The 18,271-nt window shown below is 69.0% G+C and carries 22 protein-coding genes, 3 tRNA genes and 1 pseudogene; 11 read left to right on the forward strand and 15 right to left on the reverse strand.

The annotated features are described in order from the left end of the window. From ACFFGY_RS14645 to ACFFGY_RS14655, 3 genes are all read right to left on the reverse strand, one after another. The coding region (locus ACFFGY_RS14645; RefSeq protein WP_377045554.1) for a GTP-binding protein at window positions 1-124 on the reverse strand (124 nt) is incomplete at its 3' end. A 115-nt stretch (window positions 125-239) separates the two neighbouring features. Beyond that, window positions 240-313 (reverse strand) — tRNA-Gly (locus ACFFGY_RS14650). Window positions 314-335: 22 nt separating this feature from the next. Continuing rightward, window positions 336-418, reverse strand: a tRNA-Tyr gene (locus ACFFGY_RS14655). Between the two features lie 907 nt (window positions 419-1,325). Here ACFFGY_RS14655 and rlmB point away from each other — a divergent pair. The 3 genes from rlmB (at window position 1,326) to ACFFGY_RS14670 (ending at window position 2,513) form a co-directional block, all read left to right on the forward strand. Continuing rightward, window positions 1,326-2,027, forward strand: coding sequence for a 23S rRNA (guanosine(2251)-2'-O)-methyltransferase RlmB (gene rlmB, locus ACFFGY_RS14660; RefSeq protein WP_377045555.1), 702 nt, complete (start codon window positions 1,326-1,328; stop codon window positions 2,025-2,027). Between the two features lie 88 nt (window positions 2,028-2,115). After that, window positions 2,116-2,355 (forward strand): hypothetical protein, encoded by a 240-nt coding sequence (locus tag ACFFGY_RS14665; protein WP_377045247.1) that lies wholly within the window; start codon window positions 2,116-2,118, stop codon window positions 2,353-2,355. Window positions 2,356-2,438: 83 nt separating this feature from the next. Continuing rightward, window positions 2,439-2,513: transfer RNA gene (locus ACFFGY_RS14670), tRNA-Thr, on the forward strand. A gap of 644 nt (window positions 2,514-3,157) precedes the next feature. Here ACFFGY_RS14670 and ACFFGY_RS14675 read toward each other — a convergent pair. The 9 genes from ACFFGY_RS14675 to ACFFGY_RS14715 form a co-directional block, all read right to left on the reverse strand. Then, window positions 3,158-5,086, reverse strand: coding sequence for a DUF927 domain-containing protein (locus tag ACFFGY_RS14675; protein WP_377045248.1), 1,929 nt, complete (start codon window positions 5,084-5,086; stop codon window positions 3,158-3,160). Then, entirely contained in the window at window positions 5,083-6,090 is a 1,008-nt protein-coding gene (locus tag ACFFGY_RS14680) for a DUF7146 domain-containing protein (protein WP_377045249.1), read from the reverse strand. Before ACFFGY_RS14680 ends, ACFFGY_RS14675 begins: the two co-directional genes overlap by 4 nt. Before the next feature lie 53 nt (window positions 6,091-6,143). After that, complete coding sequence (locus ACFFGY_RS14685; RefSeq protein WP_377045250.1) at window positions 6,144-6,767, reverse strand: hypothetical protein; 624 nt, start codon at window positions 6,765-6,767, stop codon at window positions 6,144-6,146. Further along, window positions 6,764-7,024, reverse strand: coding sequence for a helix-turn-helix transcriptional regulator (locus ACFFGY_RS14690; protein ID WP_377045251.1), 261 nt, complete (start codon window positions 7,022-7,024; stop codon window positions 6,764-6,766). The genes ACFFGY_RS14685 and ACFFGY_RS14690 overlap by 4 nt, the downstream gene beginning before the upstream one ends. Before the next feature lie 102 nt (window positions 7,025-7,126). Beyond that, window positions 7,127-8,431, reverse strand: a complete 1,305-nt coding sequence (locus ACFFGY_RS14695) for a hypothetical protein (protein WP_377045252.1) — start codon at window positions 8,429-8,431, stop codon at window positions 7,127-7,129. Beyond that, on the reverse strand, window positions 8,428-8,874 hold the full coding sequence (locus ACFFGY_RS14700) for a hypothetical protein (protein WP_377045253.1): 447 nt from the start codon (window positions 8,872-8,874) through the stop codon (window positions 8,428-8,430). Before ACFFGY_RS14700 ends, ACFFGY_RS14695 begins: the two co-directional genes overlap by 4 nt. Further along, the gene (locus tag ACFFGY_RS14705; protein ID WP_377045254.1) at window positions 8,871-9,251 is read right to left on the reverse strand and encodes a hypothetical protein; all 381 of its coding nucleotides are present in this window, start codon (window positions 9,249-9,251) and stop codon (window positions 8,871-8,873) included. The genes ACFFGY_RS14700 and ACFFGY_RS14705 overlap by 4 nt, the downstream gene beginning before the upstream one ends. After that, window positions 9,251-9,508, reverse strand: a complete 258-nt coding sequence (locus tag ACFFGY_RS14710; protein WP_377045255.1) for a hypothetical protein — start codon at window positions 9,506-9,508, stop codon at window positions 9,251-9,253. The genes ACFFGY_RS14705 and ACFFGY_RS14710 overlap by 1 nt, the downstream gene beginning before the upstream one ends. Then, window positions 9,508-9,780 carry a hypothetical protein gene (locus tag ACFFGY_RS14715; RefSeq protein WP_377045256.1) on the reverse strand — a complete coding sequence of 91 codons (273 nt, stop codon included), beginning with the start codon at window positions 9,778-9,780 and terminating at the stop codon, window positions 9,508-9,510. The genes ACFFGY_RS14710 and ACFFGY_RS14715 overlap by 1 nt, the downstream gene beginning before the upstream one ends. Window positions 9,781-9,892: 112 nt before the next feature. Between ACFFGY_RS14715 and ACFFGY_RS14720 the strand changes: the two genes are divergently transcribed. From ACFFGY_RS14720 to ACFFGY_RS14735, 4 genes are read left to right on the forward strand one after another with little or no spacing between them, the layout of a single operon-like run. Further along, window positions 9,893-10,159, forward strand: a complete 267-nt coding sequence (locus ACFFGY_RS14720) for a helix-turn-helix domain-containing protein (RefSeq protein WP_377045257.1) — start codon at window positions 9,893-9,895, stop codon at window positions 10,157-10,159. After that, entirely contained in the window at window positions 10,156-10,740 is a 585-nt protein-coding gene (locus tag ACFFGY_RS14725; RefSeq protein ID WP_377045258.1) for a hypothetical protein, read from the forward strand. Before ACFFGY_RS14720 ends, ACFFGY_RS14725 begins: the two co-directional genes overlap by 4 nt. Continuing rightward, complete coding sequence (locus tag ACFFGY_RS14730; RefSeq protein WP_377045259.1) at window positions 10,737-11,156, forward strand: energy transducer TonB; 420 nt, start codon at window positions 10,737-10,739, stop codon at window positions 11,154-11,156. Before ACFFGY_RS14725 ends, ACFFGY_RS14730 begins: the two co-directional genes overlap by 4 nt. Window positions 11,157-11,212: 56 nt before the next feature. Beyond that, window positions 11,213-11,764 carry an NMCC_0638 family (lipo)protein gene (locus tag ACFFGY_RS14735; RefSeq protein ID WP_377045260.1) on the forward strand — a complete coding sequence of 184 codons (552 nt, stop codon included), beginning with the start codon at window positions 11,213-11,215 and terminating at the stop codon, window positions 11,762-11,764. A gap of 31 nt (window positions 11,765-11,795) precedes the next feature. On the opposite strand, the gene ACFFGY_RS14740 is transcribed toward ACFFGY_RS14735, so the two are convergent. Together ACFFGY_RS14740 and ACFFGY_RS14745 are read right to left on the reverse strand one after the other, a co-directional pair. Then, entirely contained in the window at window positions 11,796-13,073 is a 1,278-nt protein-coding gene (locus ACFFGY_RS14740; RefSeq protein ID WP_377045261.1) for a reverse transcriptase domain-containing protein, read from the reverse strand. A 769-nt stretch (window positions 13,074-13,842) separates the two neighbouring features. Next, the gene (locus ACFFGY_RS14745) at window positions 13,843-14,736 is read right to left on the reverse strand and encodes a LysR family transcriptional regulator (RefSeq protein ID WP_377045262.1); all 894 of its coding nucleotides are present in this window, start codon (window positions 14,734-14,736) and stop codon (window positions 13,843-13,845) included. A gap of 93 nt (window positions 14,737-14,829) precedes the next feature. On the opposite strand from ACFFGY_RS14745, the gene ACFFGY_RS14750 reads away from it, so the two are divergent. From ACFFGY_RS14750 to ACFFGY_RS14765, 4 genes are read left to right on the forward strand one after another with little or no spacing between them, the layout of a single operon-like run. After that, complete coding sequence (locus ACFFGY_RS14750; RefSeq protein ID WP_377045263.1) at window positions 14,830-15,228, forward strand: (R)-mandelonitrile lyase; 399 nt, start codon at window positions 14,830-14,832, stop codon at window positions 15,226-15,228. Next, window positions 15,225-15,563, forward strand: coding sequence for a carboxymuconolactone decarboxylase family protein (locus ACFFGY_RS14755; RefSeq protein WP_377045264.1), 339 nt, complete (start codon window positions 15,225-15,227; stop codon window positions 15,561-15,563). The genes ACFFGY_RS14750 and ACFFGY_RS14755 overlap by 4 nt, the downstream gene beginning before the upstream one ends. A gap of 5 nt (window positions 15,564-15,568) precedes the next feature. After that, window positions 15,569-16,552 (forward strand): aldo/keto reductase, encoded by a 984-nt coding sequence (locus ACFFGY_RS14760; protein ID WP_377045265.1) that lies wholly within the window; start codon window positions 15,569-15,571, stop codon window positions 16,550-16,552. An 11-nt stretch (window positions 16,553-16,563) separates the two neighbouring features. Further along, a complete protein-coding gene (locus tag ACFFGY_RS14765) occupies window positions 16,564-17,400 on the forward strand; it encodes an SDR family oxidoreductase (protein WP_377045266.1) in 837 nt (278 codons plus the stop codon). Window positions 17,401-17,500: 100 nt separating this feature from the next. On the opposite strand, the pseudogene ACFFGY_RS14770 reads toward ACFFGY_RS14765, so the two are convergent. Continuing rightward, window positions 17,501-18,049: pseudogene (locus ACFFGY_RS14770) on the reverse strand (recombinase family protein); the annotation flags it as partial. Window positions 18,050-18,271: the final 222 nt, after the last annotated feature.

An 18,271-nucleotide genomic window follows, 5' to 3' on the forward strand; every position in this document is an offset into this window, starting at 1 on the left:
CGCCACCCGACTTCGCCAGCACCTTCGTGATCGCTGCCGTCAGCGACGTCTTGCCGTGATCCACGTGCCCGATCGTGCCGATGTTGCAGTGCGGCTTCGTCCGCTCGAACTTCGCCTTCGCCATGTGTGTCCTCGTACCTGCCTACGGTTCAGGGCGTGGTGCATGCGCCCCGGAGAAAAGCACCCCCAAGGAAACGTCAGTGACTGCGAAGTCGGGAAGTCCCGTTGGGGTTCTTGATTGGAGCGGGTGACGGGGATCGAACCCGCACAACCAGCTTGGAAGGCTGGGGCTCTACCATTGAGCTACACCCGCGCTCCCGTTGAGACGGGGAAAATGGAGGGGGTTGGATTTGAACCAACGTAGGCGCTAGCCAACGGATTTACAGTCCGTCCCCTTTAGCCACTCGGGCACCCCTCCGCACTGGCCCAGCCTGTGGGAGCGGCGCCGAGGTATCCGGTTTGCCCCCGGGGTGTCAACGTGGCCTGAGCAACTTTGCGCAGGCCCGCGCCGCGATGGGCGCCCCTGCCCTGTCGGGGATGCGAAAAAGCCGGTGTCCGGGCCGGGCGTGGGCGCCTAAACAGCGCCACCCGAAGAGTGTTTTCCCGCGCCGGCACGCCAGCACCCATGGTGCGACGCCACGCAAAGGGGCGGAAACGCGAGACCAGCCAGGACCACGCCGATGCCCACCACCCGCCGACCGGGCCCGCCCGGCCCCGCCCGCCCCGCCCGCGGCCCGTCACGCCCGGCCGATGCGGAGGGCCCCGCGCGCGGGGCGCGGCCGGCGCGCGGCAAGCCGGGTGAGCGTTCGGGCGAACGGGACGAACGCGGCGCGCAGCCCCCGCGTCGTGGCCGCCCCACGACGGAAGCGCCGTCCAGGCTGGCCAGCAAGAACGACGCGCGGGAGCGGCGGTCCTTCGCCGGCGACGAGGCCGGGGAGCGGGGCGGGCGTTTCGCGAAACCCGCCGGACGCCCCGCGGGCCGTTCCACCGGGCACGAGGACGGGCGTCCGGGCGATGCTGGCCGGGTGGGCAGGATGGGGCGCTCCGGCGGCGTCGCCCGTGCCGGGACCGGTGGCGAGAACCGCTCCCCCCGCGCCGAGGCCGGCCGTGATCCGGCGCGGCGCGGCGCGGCCGCTTGGCAGGAAGACGACCAGCCGCGCGGCAGGCCGGCCTCAGCCGAGCGCCGCAGCTTCGCCCCGCGCGGCGAGCCGGCCGAGGAGCGCCCCTTCGCGTCCCGGCGCGGCGAATCCCCGGCCGGTGCGGAGGCTCCGTCGCGCCCGGGCGGTCTGGTGAAGCCCGAGGCCGGGACGCTCTGGCTGCACGGGATGCACGCCGTGGCGGCGGCGCTGGCCAATCCGCGCCGGCAGCTGCGCCGCCTGCTGCTGACGGCCGAGGCGGAGGCCGAGCTCGCGACGCGCCTGCCCAAGCCCTGGCGCCTGCGGGCGGAGCGGGTCGAGGACCGCAGCCGCTTCCACACCTTCCTGCCCGAGGATTCGGTGCACCAGGGCGCGGCGCTGCTGGTGCAGCCCCTGCCCGCCGCCAGCCTGGACGCGGCGCTGGCCGCCTCGGACGGGCCGGTGCTGCTGCTGGACCAGGTGACCGACCCGCGCAACGTCGGCGCGATCCTGCGCTCGGCCGCGGCCTTCGGCGCCGCGGCGGTGGTGATGCAGGACCGCCATGCCCCGCCGGAAACCGGTGCGCTGGCGCGTGCGGCCTCGGGCGCGCTGGAGATCGTGCCAGTGGTGCGCGAGGTGAACCTGTCGCGCGTGATCCAGCAGCTGCAGCGCAACGGGGCCTGGGTGCTGGGGCTGGCCGGCGAGGCGCAGCGCACCCTGGCTGAGGCCGTGGCGCGCGACCGCCGCAACGTGCTGGTACTGGGTGCCGAGGACAGCGGGCTGCGCCGTCTCCAGCGCGAGCATTGCGATGAGCTGGTGCGGCTGCCGATCTCGGAGGCCATGGAAAGCCTCAACGTGTCGGCGGCAGCGACCGTGGCGCTCTACGAGTTGGCGCGGGACCGGGTGGCCTGAGCATCGCGGCGCCGCTCACCAGCCGTTAAGCCGAGGCGATGCAGAAAGATCCTGGGGGCGGTGGTCGCCCGAGGGTGAGGTGGTTCGGATGCACGCGTCGGACGGTGGGGCGGACTGGTGGGGGCTGAGCGACGAGAGCCAGCTCGCCTTGTCACGCGAAGCGCTGCGCCGGGCCTCCGAAACCCTGGCCGCGCATGCGGAACTCCTCGCCGAGGAAATGGAGATCGGCACGCTGTGCGACCGTGGCGGGCCCGACGCGCTGCGGCTCTTCGCGGCGGTGGTACGGAGCACCAGCAACGACGAGCTGGTGCCCCATGGCCGGGCCTGACGCCCACCCCGGCCGCTCCCTGCGGAGGCGCCGGGGGTTGGACGCTTGAGATGGGCAGGCCGTCGGTCTAGGAGAGCCGGGCGGCCGGGTTAGCACAGGGGTAGTGCAGCTGATTTGTAATCAGAAGGTCGGGGGTTCAAATCCCTCACCCGGCACCATAATTACAACGGTTTAGCAGCCTGCAAGCGAGCGAAGGCGGGACTACCCGGCTCTCCCGGACTCTTTCCGGACTCTTTTGCGCCAACTCCCTCCAGCCACGCCCGAGCCCCACGCGCCCAGCCCGGCCAGAAAAAGATTCGGCGTTTATCGCGGCATCACACGCGTGACCCCGGATCGGTCGCGGCCCCCAGTGCCCCAGAGATTTGCCCCCCCCCCCGGGGGTGGGTTGGTTGACCCGGCCGGGCACCTCGACCGTCCGTTCCGACCACCTCGCCGCACAACCCGGAGGCGAGTTCCTGTTCCGCGCCAACGCTGCGCGGTATCTACCCCCTTGCAGTTTTGTGGTGTTCCAGGTGTTCCAGGTGTTCCACCCTTATTAAGTCTCTGATCCTAAAGTGGATACCATGGAACACCTTGCCCTCGATCTTGGAACACCTCGATTTTGAGGTGTTCCAAGAACACGGCGTTCTTGATCTTAATGATCAACTAAAGGTCCGGTCTGTAACCTTATGAAGGCCTATCTCGGGTGTTCCGGATGGCAACCATTGGTTGAATAAGTGCCCGGATTAGCCGCCGATGGCGGGGTGCGGGATGGACGCGGATAGGAGCCTGCCGGCCAACCCCGGCCATCCCGCGCGCGGGACTAGGCTGCGCCTTCCTCGGCATCGAACAGGCTGGGCAGGATAGGATAGAGCCGCATCTTCGGATTGCCGGGCGGCGTCATGGACCGTGAGTGCTTGCCGCCCTTGTCGGGTGGCATGAGGTAGCCCCGAGCGGCGAGCACGCCTGTGGCGTCGCGCACCATCAGCCCCTTCAACGCCTCCTTCATGCCGTCCGGTGTCAGGTAGTAGTGCCAGGCAAAGGCGCTGCCCTCGGCCGCCTGCTGCCACCGCCGCCAGCCCGCACGGTTGACGGTGCGGTATCGCTCCGCTGGTGGCATGTCGGGGCGCGTCTGTTCGTCCTGCGCCTCGCTGGCGGCATCGCGCCACAGCTCGAAGCGCGCGGCACCATGGGCGTTCAGGAATCCTTGCAGCGCCACCACGGCCTGCGCGTCCTCCTTCGCCCCCACCGTGCCGCGCTCGCTCAGCCACGCCCGGAAGCACGTCGAGGCTGCTGCCTCGGCATCCGTCTCAGGCCACGGTGCGATCCCGGCCCGCGCCGCCATTTCGCCCGCCACCGCCGCCAGCGCGAAGGAGGCCGCCACGCTGCGAACCTGTCCGCCGGCCGCCTCGGGCAGCATGGCCCGCATCATGCTGTCGCGCTCATCCCGCAAGGCCGAGCAGAACCCCGCCTCATCCCGTTCCAGCTCGGACAGCAGCCAGCCCAGGAAGGCCCGCCCCGGCGCGCCGTAGCAGGCGGCGGTGGCAGCCTTGATGCGTTCCGCGAGGTTGCCCGGCCCGGCCTCGCCGTGCAGCGCCTCGAACAGCCCCAGGCCCGCGCCAGCGTCGGCAGGCACGTCCACGAGGCGCACTTCCTGCCCGGCGCGTGTGCGCTTGCCCGCTTCCGCGTTCTTGTCGGCAATCCCTTCCTCGCCGGTGGACAGGATCAGCACGCGCCACCGCAGCTCGGGCCGCGTCGCACCGCTGCGGGAGGCCCGTGTCTTGCCCCGCCCGTTCGCCAGCATGTACGCCGCCTCGCCAGCGTCGCGGGCATCCATCTGCCCCAGCTCGTCCATGGGCAGCAGCGCGTCGGAATGGGCTGCAGCCAGCCCTTCGATACCGTTGGACGTGGCCCGCCACTGCCGCACGAACCCCTGCGCCCCGCTGCCCGGCTCGCCACCCCACACAGAGGCCGCGACCCGCAGCGCCGTGGACTTGCCCAGGCGCGACGCGCCCTTGATGTTGAACCCGCCGCCATCCGCACCGGCCAGCATCATCAGCGGGCCAGCGAAGGCACAGGAGGCCGAGAACACCAGCCGGGAATTGCCGAGGCACAGCGCCCCGACCTGATCCCGCCACTGCGCCAGCGTGCCCGCCTGCCGGAAGGCGTGCGTCGCCCGTTCCTCGGCTGCCAGGATCACCCGCTCGGCCGTGGTGCCGAACACCTCGTCGGGCAGCACGAACACCAGGTTGCCACCGATGCGGTGCCAGCCCAGGCGCGGCACCGAGCGCGCACGCTGTTCCGAAATGACCGCAGACAGGTACTCCATCATGGCGGCACGGGCCTGCGGCTGCGGCGCCAGCGACAGGCCCGCATCACTCAGCATCTCACGCACCGCCACGCCGTCGCCCGCGAGATTCCGGCGCGGCAATGCGACCTCGTGCCGCTCGCCGTCACGGTCGCGGAAGCCCAGCAGCAGGCCCCAGGCACCGCCTTCCTCGTCGCGGGTTTCCGCCAGCAGATCGAAGGGGCCGCACAGCCACATGTCGGTTTCGCGGCTGGCATCGCGGGCCACGCGCCACAGCCCGTCCCGCTCCATCTTGAACCGGCCTCCCAGCCGATCCGGTGGCGACGGTGGCGGCTTCGCACCGTCGTTGGCGGGCGGCGGTGGCGACGCGCTGGGCTTCGCGGCGGAAGCGCCCTCGATCGCGCCGCGCACGGCGCTCCGGCCGCCCTTCTTCGCCGCGGTCATTCGCCATCCCCCGAGGTCAGCACATCGTTAAAGTCATCGGCGCCATCAGGCGGGAATGCGACGCGCACGTTGCGTGCCTCGCCAGCGAAGCGGTCGATCGCGCGCTGCAATCCGCGCGCGGCGGCCGGATTGTCACCGTCGTTGTCGGCGCACAGGATCACCGTGCGAACTGCTGGCGGCAGCTGCACCGAGCCCATGTTGCCCAGGCTCACCGCAGCCAGTACGCGCAGCTCCGGGCACGCCAACGCCACCGACAGCCCCGTCTCGATGCCCTCAGCCAGCGCCACCGTTTCGCCGTCGCGTGCCTCGCTCAGCGGCCGGCCGCTGGCGCCGCGCCACAGCCGCACCGTGCCGCCTGCGAAGCCGCCCAGCACCTTCTTCGCCTTCGCCAGCGACGCCTTGCGCCATGCGCCGTCAATCTCGGCCAACCAGGTGCGATGCGTGGCGACGTGCACGCCGTCGGGGCCGTGGATCGCCGCCAGCATGGCGGGCAGCGGGCACCCGACCTCCTGGCACCACACGTTGGGATGGAAGCGCAGGGCGCGCGGGACACGGCCCAGCTCGGCCAGTTCAATCCCCCTGCCCGCGAGGTAGAGCGCGGCCGGGGTGCCGGCGATGTTGTGCAGGGTGTCCGGATGGCCGAACAGGCCGCGCGCGGCACGGCGGCGGCCTTCCGCCTCGGCCTCGGCCGCCGCATCGTCGGCCGGCGCTGGCGCACGGCGCACGGTGGCGGGCACAGGCCCGGAGCGAGGATCTTCCGGCAGGCCCAGCCAGCGCCGCGACCACCCCATCGCCGCCTTCACGTCGCCGCCGAACAAGACCGCCGCCACGAGGTCGAGGGCATCGCCGCGCTCGCCGCTGGCGAAGTCGGACCACACGCCCGCACGCTCGCCGTGTAGCCGCACCGCAAGGGACTGACCCTTCTCGCCCGCTAGACTGCCACAGCGCCACTCAGGGCCGTCCCTGCGGCCGCCGGGCAGCAGTTCCCCCGCCAGCGCCGGCATCCGCCCCGCCAGCGCCGCAGCGAGGTCGCGGGCGTCATGTCGCGGCGCTGGCCTCATGCCGGCGCCTGCGCGGCTGCGGCGCCATCGGCGGGTGGTACCAGCATCGGGGGCGGCACGGCCTGCGGGTCGGTCATGAAGCCGATGCGGTGGCGCGTCAGCAGCTTGAGCAGCACGTCGACGCTGTGGTTCGGCTCCCCATCCGAGGGCATCTCGTGACCGGCTGCCGCACAGCGCAGGCAATGGGCCGCCTGCTGTGCCCAGTGCCGGATATCCCAGGGTCGCCATGGAAGCCGCTCGTGATGGATGAACGGTGTTTGCTGGCGCGGGACGCTGTGACGCTCGCTGGCCGCGCGCTGCATGGATGCGGCGATGGCCTCGCAACCCCAGGACGCCGGGACCAGCAGCGTATGCCACTCGCTCCACTGCGGGATCGGCCACAGCAGCGGATCGTGCGCGTGGACCTCGGCCACCGCCGCGTCCAGCAGGGCGGCGGATCGTGGCCGTTCCAGGAAGGCGTTGCCGGGCCAGCCATTGCGGCCGAGGTCCCGCGCCAGCGCCTCGCAGGCGGGCAGCAGCGCCGGCAGGCGGTGGTCGGGCTCGATCAGGCCCAGGGCGGCCAGACCGGACAGGTTGTGGCGCAGCGTGAAGGCGTGGACGCGCGGCGGACGGAACCTCATGCCCCGCACCCCCGATCTGCCATGCTGGCGCGCACAGTTGCGGCCGAGGTCGAAGTTGCCAGCCGCAGCCGCAGCCAAGTGTTGAGGTCGCTCAGCGGGTAGAGGGCGCGGCGCCCCACCAGCGAGAACGGCGGCCCCGCACCGTCGAGGGCGAGGCGTTCCAGCGTGCGGACGGACAGGCAGGCATGATCGGCGGCCTGACGGCGGCTCAGCCACCGATCCTCGGGGCGCGGTGCGGCCCCTGTCGTGTCTTTCATGGTGTCGGCTCCATGCCGCCAGGAGGCCCGATTGCGTCCCTGGCGCCGACACCAGTGCGGCACCACGCCGCATGGAGTCCTTGGAGCTTGTGGCGTTCTGGCTCAGGACTCCACAGGCTCCATGGCGGCGCCAGCCACGTAGGATGGGTATCGCTCGCTGAACCTGTCACGGAGGCGCTTGGCCCTGCTGTCCTCCGAACCGTTGCCCGCTGCCTTGTGCGCGAGCGCACGGGACGCATCAGTCATGTTCCGCGCCTGCTTCTCACGGATCATCTCGGCCATTTCAGCCACCAGCTTTGCGCCGGCCTCCCGGTAGTCGGGGCGGCCATGCACCTTGCGCTTCGCTGACGGCATCAGCGGCACAGGGATGGGCACTGGCAGCCTCGCCTCGGGTACCGCCACCGCGACGGTCGCAGGTGCCGCGATTGGCACGCCGGGCTTCACCCGCAGCCCGATCAGGACCCGCACCTCATCCGCTTCCAGCGAGCCGAGAAGCCGCCCATTCGGAGACAGCCACACACATTGATCGGTGGCGAAATCGGGGTCGATGAAGTGCAGGTTGGCTTTCACGAGAGAGGGACGGTCACTGGCGCGGATGGCGGCTTGATCATCCTGGATCAGCTCGCGCAGGTTCAGTGGTGCCACCCACTCGGCGTGGTCCTTTGCGGGGTCGCTGGCTGTAACCCGCAGCCGCCCCACCTGGATCTTGCCGAACAGCCGCCCCTCGGCCGCTGTCCACAGCGCGTCAGCTTCGTCGTCGTCACTTTCGCTGTAGCGGCCGAACGTCAGGGTGCCGGGCAGGAATCCCACGCTTCTGCACGGATAGCCCTGCGCTTTCAGCTGCGCGAGGCGCCGTACCTTGCCGGGTGGACAGCAGGCCAGCACAGCGTCCGGCCAGCGAAGACCAGCGTCCGGCCACCGCACCCGCACGTCATGGAAGGCGGGGCCGCCGCTTTTCGCGGCCGACGCCACCGCACCGTCCGGCCGGTCGCGCACGGCCAGCTGCGGCCATAGATCGGCGTCGATCTCCCGCCACGGGCCATCCGCCGCCCCGGCCCGGCCGTGCGCCACCAGGAGGCCGGCGTACAGCTCGGCCCACATCCTCGCCCTCGGCGCCGCCAGCTGTTCCGGCGTGGCACGCGGATCGTAGAAGCGCGCCCTGTCTTCCTCGGGCGTGAAGGCGTCCAGCGCGTCGCGCAGCGGCAGCCCGTACAGCTCCGCAGCGGACGCACCGCTCCCGTATGTTGTCATCGCCGCCTCATGCCGGCCTGTCTCATGCGAAGAAGACGGCGCGGCGGGCCGGGCATGAGGTCCCGGCGTTCGGCGGCCAAACCTAGCCGCGCCGAGGTGAACCTGCGCGAAGTCGGGCAGGCTCGGCAAGGAAGGCCGCACGGTGGCAGGCGTCATGCTTCGATCACCCCTGGCGCCAGGCGCACCAGGTCACGGCGCAGGCTTTCGGTCAGCCGCGCATCCGCCACGCCACCGCCCGTCTCGCTGGCGCGCACCAGCTGCGCCGCCTTCGCGCACACGCCCGCCAGCCCGGCCGCCGGCACCAACGCCATGCGGTCCACGATGGCGGCCCAGGCGTCGAAGGCGGCATCACGCGCCACTGCTGCGGCGACCTCGCTCTCTGTGCCTGCGGCGGCGCTGTAGGCGCAGCACGCGGCCTCTTCCTGCTCCAGCGCCGTGCGCAGCTCGACCGCGAGGTAGAGCAACAGCGAGTCGGGATCGGCGGTGGCCCCGGTGACCGCGGTGGCGGCAGCCTGGATGCCGCCGGCCGCAGCGAGCCCGCCACCGATGCCAGCCAGCGCCAGCGCGCCCCAGGCGCGGCGTGGAAGCCGGGCGCTCATGCCTCACCCGCCAGTCGCAGGAGGTCGTTCAGGAGGTCCCAAGCCCAATCTGCGGCCACGCAGCTGTGCGGCTGCTCGCTGCCGTCAGGCATCAGTGCCTCGCGCTTCGCTGCACGGGCCTTCGCCAGCATCCCGGCCAGCGTGTGCGCCTCGGCGCCGCCGATCGCCCTCACGCTGCCCAGGTAGGCGATGGCGAGCGGGCATTCCTCAGGCTCGAGGCGCCCGCCGTCCCGTTCGTAGGCGGCTTGCGCGACCTGGTGCTCAGCGCACAGGCGCAGCAGCTCGGCGTCGGGGTGGGCAGTAGCGACGGGCGCGGCCGGCACCGCCACCAGGGCGGGCGCGGCGGCCATCAGGGCGCGGCGATGGATGCTCTTCATCACGCATTGCCCTCCTCGTGCTGGCGGGCGATGCGGCTGAACGCCTCGGCCATGCCGGACGCCTCGCCCAACTGCTCGGCCAGGTGGTTCACCACCCATTGGAGGGCGCCTTGCAGCTGGTCAGCCTCGACGCCACCGCTCCGCAGGTCCTCGGCCTCGGTGAGGACGCGGACGGCGTGCAAACCGCTCCTCACGTCGAGCAGCAGGCCATCAAGGTCATTGAAGGTCGGCACAGGGGCCGGCGTGTGACGGGCCATCAGGCAGCCCTCCGCAGGCGGCGGTGGCGCACCACCGGCAGGGCGGGCGCGAGGGGCTGCAAGCTGGCCTCGTCGGCGTCGCCTTCCTCGTCGGGTTCGGGCTCCAGGTCGCAGAACGGCGCGTCGATGGCATCGAGCAGCGCCATGGCGCGGTCGATGATGTCGAGCAGTTCAGCCCGGCGGCGCGCGGCCTCGGCAGGCGTATAGAGGGATGGGGTCGCGACACGGCGTGCGCGCTTTGGCGCACCCGTGCTAAGGGCGTGATCAGCCATGATCCGGTTGCCTCATGCTTCCGGGTTGCGGTGAGGCCGGGTGGAGTGTTGGTAGCACGCCTCCCGGCCGCTGTTCCTTGAGGAACGGCACAGGTTGTGCCATCGTCAACCTATGAGCGCAATTCCAAATGACACAATAGATGCCATTTCGGCTGCGCAGGTCCGTGCAGCACGCGCTCTGGTGGGTATGACGCGCGAGGTTCTCGCGGAACAAAGTGGGGTGCCCATGCGGACCCTCGCCCGGCTTGAAATGGCTGAGGGCATGCCCCAACGCCGCACGGTGGCGGCAATCCGCACCACGCTAGAAGCAGCCGGCGTCGAGTTCATCGCGGAGAACGGTGGCGGTCCGGGTGTCCGGCTGCGGAAAGTGGCCGTATGAAGCTGCCGCTCGCCGCGTTTGTCGCTCCGTTGCTGGCCGCTCTCGGCGGCTGTTCGAGCGCCCGGCCCCCCTCGGCTGTTGAAACGGAGCTTGTGCGGCTCGCCCAGAATCGTCAGTCCGGTGACGCGCAGACTGTCTCAACGATCCTGGGAGCAACGCTGACACGGAAGGATCAGTGGAGAACCGAGACAGGGGCGGATTGCAAAGATCCCGCTGATATCAGAACCTTGATAGGCGAGCAGTACGCCGCCGCCAAACCTAGCGCTGGACGCTGGGATACGATCTTGTTTCGGCAAGACCGGGATGAGCTTTGCGACGGAACCATCCGGCACGCCGACCGCCTCCAGCTGCGCGGCCTTCGCATCCCCGAGTGCTCATCTTTGGCCTCGCTCAGCGATCGCTTCTCCACCGCTCTCCCCTGGCCTGGCACTGATGGAATCCCTTCGTTCATGGCGAGGGACTACGTGAATCCTGCTCTCGGCTCTTCAGTGAGGGCCGGCTTCGAGATGGTGGACTGGAACGACAAATCCGACTGCATCAGGAATGCGTACGTGCTCGCATTTTATCGGACGCGGCTATGAGCCTCGGTAAGAACGTCTCCCGCCTCCTGCCGGTCACCGCATTGGCGCTAGCTTCCTGCGCCGCCATACCGGAGAGACCAGAGTGCGTTGCTTCGGCTGAGCCACAAAGCTGGAACCAGACCGTTTCGCGGCGTCTTGCCTGCGTTGCTGAGTATCCAAATCCAACGGCCGACAGACCGGATTGGGCTGTGGGAACAGCGATCCTTCGGGCTGACATAGACCAGCAAGGCAACGTCTCCAATGCCACCGTGGCGCGTAGCTCAGGCTGGCCGCAGCTGGATCAGGCCGGCTTGAAGGCGTTACAGGCCGCCAGCCCGCTTCCGCCACCGCCACCGCCGGCGATCGATGAGAAGCCTGTTACGGGCATCAACGTGCCTTTCACTTACCGCGTCAGACCGCGGCCGGGCTCAGCATAGTGATGATTGACCTTCGTGGAGTTCGCCACAGCCGAAGTGTTGGGGTGCTTCCGCCCGTGCTCCTGCTGGTTCTGAATCTGGCCGGGTGGACGCCGCCGGCCGCTGCACAGCCCGCCGTCGATCCCGTCGCAGCCTTCGGTTCAGTCTGTTCCGATCTGAACAACGAAGAGAACCTGCGGCGCCAAGCAGAGGCTCAGGGCTTCCAGCCTGCCCCAGCCGCGACGGCGACGCAGATCCTCAGGGGTGAGAGGGGCAGCGTGTGGTACCGGCAGAGCCCCAACGGCACCACAATCCTCATCTCCCGCCCCGGGCAACACCGTTGCGAGATGGGATTGCAGCGCGCCGACGGGGCCGAGGCTGAGCGGCAGTTCGTCAAGCTGGCGGAGGGCATAGGCCGTCCAGAGGTGGCCGTTACGCGCGAGATCGACCGGGAGTTCCAGCAGGACGGCCGCACCTATCGGCAAATCCTCTACCGGCTCGCGTCCCGCGTCCGCCACCCGAACCAGCCCGACCGCGCCATGACGTACACGGGCAGCCAGTCGACTCCCGCTCCTGGGAAGCCGCAGGTGCTCATGTCCATGCAGATGACGCAGCCCAAGGGGCAATGACGACGGCCGATGCGGTGGCGCTACCGCTGCTCTAAGGCAAGGTCTTTTTTGACCTGCCGACGCCGGCCGCAGGCGTGTCAGCGAGGATCGCGACGCCCAAGAGCCGGCGCGCACGCCTCTCGTCCCCCACCGTCCGCCGCCGCCGCTGAAACCAGTCCTCGAAGCGTCGCAGCTCCTGGTCGATCCGCTCGTCGAGCTGGTGGAACTCGACGCGGTTGTTCGTCTCGCGGAAGGCGTGCCCCCAGCCGCGAACCTGGTCGTCGAGCAGGGTCAGTGTCTGCGCGTAGCAGCGCTCCCGCGAGCGGTGGTCCAGCACGCCACTATCCATGGTCTGCCTGGCCTGCTTGATCGTGTCTTCCACCATCTTGAGCAGGCTCGCCTTTGCTGCCCGTGACGGGGCCACGTAGCCGGGCCGCAGCGCAAACGACAGGAAGTCGAAGCCGGTGGCGGTGGTGCCATGCGCGGCCTTGGGATCGTCGCCAGCGAAGGGGTCACGTGCCGACAGGCCACGTGCCTTCAGCATCTGCAATCCCTGCTGGAACGCGCGCTGTGCCGTGCGGCGATCCTGCGCAAGCACCACGAAGTCATCAATGTAGCGCACGGTGACGGTGCCCGCGGTGTTCAACGCCCGGTCGAAGTCATGCAGCAGCAGGTTGCCGCACCACGCGGACAGCGAAGATCCCTGTGGCACGCCGGTCGTAGCGTCTGGAAAGTAGTGAAGCCACCCTCGCTCCCGCAGCTCGGCCTCGTTGGCGAGGTCAGTTCGCAAGGCTGCGCCGAGCATGGTGGCGAAGGCAGCATCGCCCGTTTCCTGCCGCACCTGGTCAAGGATGGGTGGCCGGGGGATGCGGGTGAAGAAGTCGCTGATGTCGGATCGCACGAAGTACCGGGCGCCGGCCTGCATGGCGGCCTGGATCAGCCGCACGGCGTCGGGTGGGCCACGCTCCGGGATGCCGCCAACGCTGGTAGGCGTTTCGACCAGTTCGGGCAGTCCGCCGAGGCGTTGCCGTATCTTCGGCTCACGGGTTTGCAGCACGTCGAGCATGGCGCGCTGCACCACCCTGTTGCGCAGCGGCGCGACGACGATGCCTCGGCGCGCGTCCGATCCAGGCTTCTTCCGCTTGGCGTAGCCCTGCTGGGGATCGAAGATCGGCTTGCCCTGCCGCAGGTCGCTTTGCAGTTCCCGCAGGAAGCCCGGCAACTCGCCACGGATGGCATCTACCTGGGCGCGCACCTCCGGGTTGCCTGATGTTCGTGCGCTGGTTTCCACGGCCTGCCACGCCGCCAGCAGGGCGCGTGTGGTCCGCATCCTGCCGAGCAACAGGGAGGGCGATCGCTGATCCCCCTCCCGCTGTGCTTCGACGGGTCCCACCACTAGGCCAATACCCGCCCCTGTCGCAGGTGTCGGGTGTCCCCGGAGGCGAAGGCCGGGCCGAAGCCCAGAGCTGCGCCGATCCGCACCTCGACGGCTAGGCCGCCTTGGCGTCCGGCTCGCTGGGTGGCCGCGTCGGGTGACGCGGGCCCGGTCGGGCCGGCAAGATCCGTGGCCGAGAGGATCACGAGGATCAACCCGGCCAAGCGCGCCGCGATGGCGCGAGGCTTGGGAGAACGTTGGGACATCTTCGCAGGCTCCACCCTAAAGGGTTTTTGCCGAGGTCAAGCCCCTTCGCCGCCCGGCCCGCCCCCCGGCTGCAAGAATGCGGAACGGCTGCCTGGTGGCCCCCAATCGTGAGGGTGGCAGCAGCCGTGGCCCGCAAGGCCCAGGGTCGGGTGTCCCCGGAGGCGAAGGCCGGGCCGAAGCCCAGAGCTGCGCCGATCCGCACCTCGACGGCTAGGCCGCCTTGGCGTCCGGCTCGCTGGGTGGCCGCGTCGGGTGACGCGGGCCCGGTCGAGTCGCATGAACAACGGAACGATAGCGCTGTTTACGGAGTGCACCAACAGCGTAGCTGACCGCAGGTCCTCCACCACGGGTAGATGCTGGCTAGCCTCAACGGAACGCGCCTCTAAGTTCGACCCCGCTCAACGGCTATCTCCCCAGCAGGGCTACTGCCCTGCGCGCTCCAAGCTAGGCACTCATGTCATCCTCGGTATCGAAGAGCCTCGACGAGAATGGCGAAAGCGGGCGTGGGCTGCCGCCGGCTCGGGTAGTAAAGGTGGTAGCCCGTGAAGGGTGGACACCAATCCTCGAGCACACGGATGAGCCGGCCGTCAGCAAGCTGCGCTGCCACATGATCTTCCATCACGAAGGCCAAGCCGAAGCCGTCCTCGGCAGCACGCGCCACCATGGCCGAGTTGTTAAACGCCAACTGACCTTCGACCCGGACCCGGACCTCCCGGCCGTCCTTTTCCAGCTCCCAAGCGTAGAAGCCGCCAGCCGTGGGAAGGCGCAGGTTGATGCAGCGGTGCCCTGCGAGGTCCTGTGGGACGAGGGGAATGGGATGGTTGGCGAAGTAGGTGGGTGAGCCAACCACAACCATCCGCAGGTCAGGTCCGATCCGGGTCGCCACCATGTCCCTCGCCACAGCCTCCCCGATCCGCACCCCCGCATCGAAGCGGCCGGACACGATGTCGACGAGGCTGGAGTCGATGCTCAACTCGACCTTGATGTCCGGATAGGCTGGCAGCAGTCGGTGGAGCGCCGGCCACAGCACGGTGGTCGCGGCATGCTCGGAGGCGGTGATGCGGACCGAGCCGGCTGGCCGCTCGCGCATAGCGCCGAGCGCGGCGAGCTGCCCCTCAATGCTGTCGAAGGCGGGAGTCAGCGTCCCTAGGAGGGCCTCCCCTGCTTCGGTGGGAACCACGCTGCGCGTGGTGCGCGTGAGCAGGCGGACGCCCAGCCGAGCTTCCAAACGCTTAATCGTGTGGCTGAGCGCTGATTGCGACGTGCCGAGCTTGGCCGCGGCGCGCGTGAAGCTCCCAGCCTCCGCCACGGCCATGAACGCTCCCAGGTCCGCAAGGTCCTCACGCCGCATTCATGAACCCCAGATATAGCTTCGTGCGGATTACAATGACTAATCGCATCCGAACACCTCGACTATGTCAGCCGTCACGCTGGAGGACGGCTCATGGACATCAAGCGCGTAGGATCCCAGCCCTCAGCCCGAGGGCCTGCTGATTACTTCACGGGTGCAGTTCGGGTGGATGCCCCCTTCGCCGGCAGTGGCGGACTTTCCGGGGCGCTCGTCACCTTTGAGCCTGGCGCCCGCACCGCGTGGCATACCCATCCGCTTGGACAGACAATCCTGATCGTGTCCGGTCTCGGCCGAGTGCAGCGCGAGGGCGGTGCGGCTGAGACGGTGCGCCCGGGTGACATCGTATTCTTCGCACCCGGCGAGAAGCACTGGCACGGGGCGACGGCACACTGCGCCATGAGCCACATCGCCATCGCCGAGAAGCAGGACGGCCAGGCAGTGACCTGGCTGGAGCAGGTGACGGACGAGCAATACGCGGCAGGAGGCGAATGATGCCGGTGGAGCAGAGCGCCGCACAGAAGGCCTACGGCGATGTGGCACCCGGCTTGGCTGACCTTTCTGACCGCGTGCTGTTCGGTGAGGTGTGGGAGCGTCCAGGCCTGTCCAAGCGGGACCGCAGCCTCATTACCGTGGCAGCCCTGGTTGCCGGCTACCGCCACAATGAGTTGCCGGGCCACTCCCGCCGCGCCCTCGCCAATGGCGTAACGCGGGAGGAGCTGACCGAACTCATCACTCACCTCGCCTTCTACGCGGGCTGGCCAGCAGCGAACACGGCCGTGCCCGTGCTGCGCGCCGCCTTCGCCGAGCTCGACAAGCAACCGGAGTAGGGATCATGCAGACACGCACGCTTGGGGCCAGCGGCCTCCAGGTTTCCGCACTCGGGTTGGGTTGCATGGGCCTGAGCTACGGCTATGGCCCGGCAACCGAGAGGCAAGCCGCCATCCAGCTCATCCGTGCTGCCTTTGAGCGCGGGGTCACGTTCTTCGACACGGCCGAAGCCTATGCGCAGGGTGCCAACGAGCAACTGCTCGGCGAAGCTGTGGCACCGTTCCGTGACCAGGTGGTGATCGCCACCAAGTTCGGCTTCCAGGACGGCGACGCCAGCAAGGGCCAGGACAGCCGACCGGAGCGAATCCGCGAAGTCGCCGACGCCGCCTTGAAGCGGCTGCAGACCGACCGCATCGACCTGTTTTACCAGCACCGCGTGGATGCCAACGTTCCCATGGAAGACGTGGCCGGCACCGTGCGTGACCTGATCCAGCAGGGCAAGGTGAAGCACTTCGGCATGTCTGAGGCTGGGGTGGAGTCGATCCGTCGTGCCCACGCCGTGCAGCCCGTGGCAGCGCTGCAGAGCGAGTATTCGCTGTGGTGGCGCCAGCCGGAGCAGGAGATCCTGCCGCTCTTGGAGGAGCTTGGCATCGGTTTCGTGCCGTTCAGCCCGCTTGGCAAAGGGTTCCTCACCGGGGCGATCAATGCTGGCACCAGCTTCGACAAGACGGACTTCCGCAACGTCGTGCCGCGCTTCTCGGAGGAGAACCGCCGGGCGAACCAGGGCTTAGTGGATGTGCTGGGGCAAATTGCCGCCGAACGCGGAGCCACGCCGGCTCAGATCGCGCTGGCCTGGCTGCTCGCGCAGAAGCCCTGGATCGCGCCCATTCCGGGCACCACCAAGCTGCACCGGTTGGAGGAGAACCTCGGCGGCGCTGACATCGTGCTGACCCCGGACGATCTCCTGGCCATCCAGGACGCTCTATCCGGGATCACCGTTCAGGGCGACCGCTACCCGGCGCACCTCCAAGCCAGGGTTGGGCGCTAAGCGCGGCACCGATGAGCAGTATGAAGAACGTCATCGTTGTGATTGGAGCCGGCTCGATCGGCCAAGCCATCGTGCGCCGCGTGGGTGCCGGCAAGCATATCCTGCTGGCTGACTTGCGGGCAGAGAATGCTGAGGCGGCGGCCAAGACCCTGACCGATGCCGGGTTTGAGGTTTCCACCGCAGAGGTGGATATCTCGTCGCGCAGTTCGGTTCACGCCCTGGTGGAAGCAGCGACAGGGCTGGGTGAAGTAACAGGCGTCATCCACGCCGCCGGTGTGTCGCCTTCCCAGGCATCACCGTACACGATCCTAAGAGTCGACCTCTATGGCACTGCCCTGGTGCTCGAGCTCTTCGGTGAGGTTATCGCTCGCGGTGGTGCTGGAGTGGTCATCGCGTCGCAGTCGGGCCATCGTTTGCCAGCGCTTTCGACGGAGCAGAATGCGCTGCTGGCCACCACCCCAACGGAAGAACTGCTAACTCTGCCCATGTTGCAGCCCAGCGAGGTGAAGGACTCACTGCATGCCTATCAGCTCTCCAAGCGAGGGAACTCGCTGCGGGTCATGGCTGAGGCCGTGCGTTGGGGGAAGCGTGGTGCCCGTGTCAACACGATTAGCCCCGGCATCATCATAACTCCGCTGGCAAACGACGAGCTGAAGGGACCTCGTGGGCCGGGCTACCGGCGCATGATGGAACTCTCGCCTGCTGGAAGGGCTGGCACCCCAGATGAGGTCGGGACCGTAGGCGCGCTGCTCATGAGCACCGAGGGCGCGTTCATCACGGGGAGCGACTTCCTCATGGATGGCGGGGTTACCGCATCATATTGGTTTGGTGATCTCAAGCCTCAGTAGGGGTTTGACGCTGACCTGACTGCCGTACTGGAAATCGCTCTTCGCTATCTGCGGAGGTGCACTTCCCTGGGACGGTCAGGGCCGGCATCCGTGGTTCTACCCCTAGGATGCGGTAAACACTGGCGCGGCCGATCCCCAGGCGCCGGGCAATGTCCACTGGCCGCACCCCCTCGGCCTTGAGGCGCGCGACCTCGGCCGCCTGGCGCTGCGCAGTGGGGGCGCGGCCCTGGTACTTTCCTTCCGACTTCGCCTTGACGATGCCCTCGCGCTGCCGCTCCAGCATGAGGCCACGCTCGAACTCCGCCACCGCGCCGAGCATGGTCAGCATGAGGCGCCCGGTGGGAGTGCTGGTGTCGAGTTCCTGCCCGCCCATGGACAGGACGCGCAGCGCCGCGCCGGCCGCCTCGATGCGGGCCAGCAGCGCCAGCAAGTCGGCCACCGAGCGGGCCAGGCGGTCTGGCTTCGTCACCACCAACGTGTCGCCCACGCGCAACTGGGCCAGTGCTGCGTCCAGCTGCGGGCGCTGCGCCACCGAGGACACGCGCTCCGACAGGATGCGCTGGCAGCCGGCGGCGCGCAGGTCGCGCTCCTGGCCTTCCAGGCCGGCAAGCTGTTCGACGGTCGAGGTGCGGGCGTAACCGATGTTCATGGCTGCAAACTGTCTCACAGGTTCTAAGACGTTCTAACGGGCAACCGTCCCAAATGGCAAGAACCATCCTTGCGAGACACTTTGAGGTATGCGGCGGCGATGGCGTGAGACGCCTCACAAGGGGTTGCCCTATTTAGACAACCGACCAGCGCATCGATTGCGTCCTGGGCAGGCACGAATTGCAAGCAGAGCCGTTACGCCACCAGACCCAAGCGCTGAGGC

The organism is Roseomonas elaeocarpi, from assembly GCF_042433915.1.
Taxonomy (GTDB): domain Bacteria; phylum Pseudomonadota; class Alphaproteobacteria; order Acetobacterales; family Acetobacteraceae; genus Roseomonas; species Roseomonas elaeocarpi.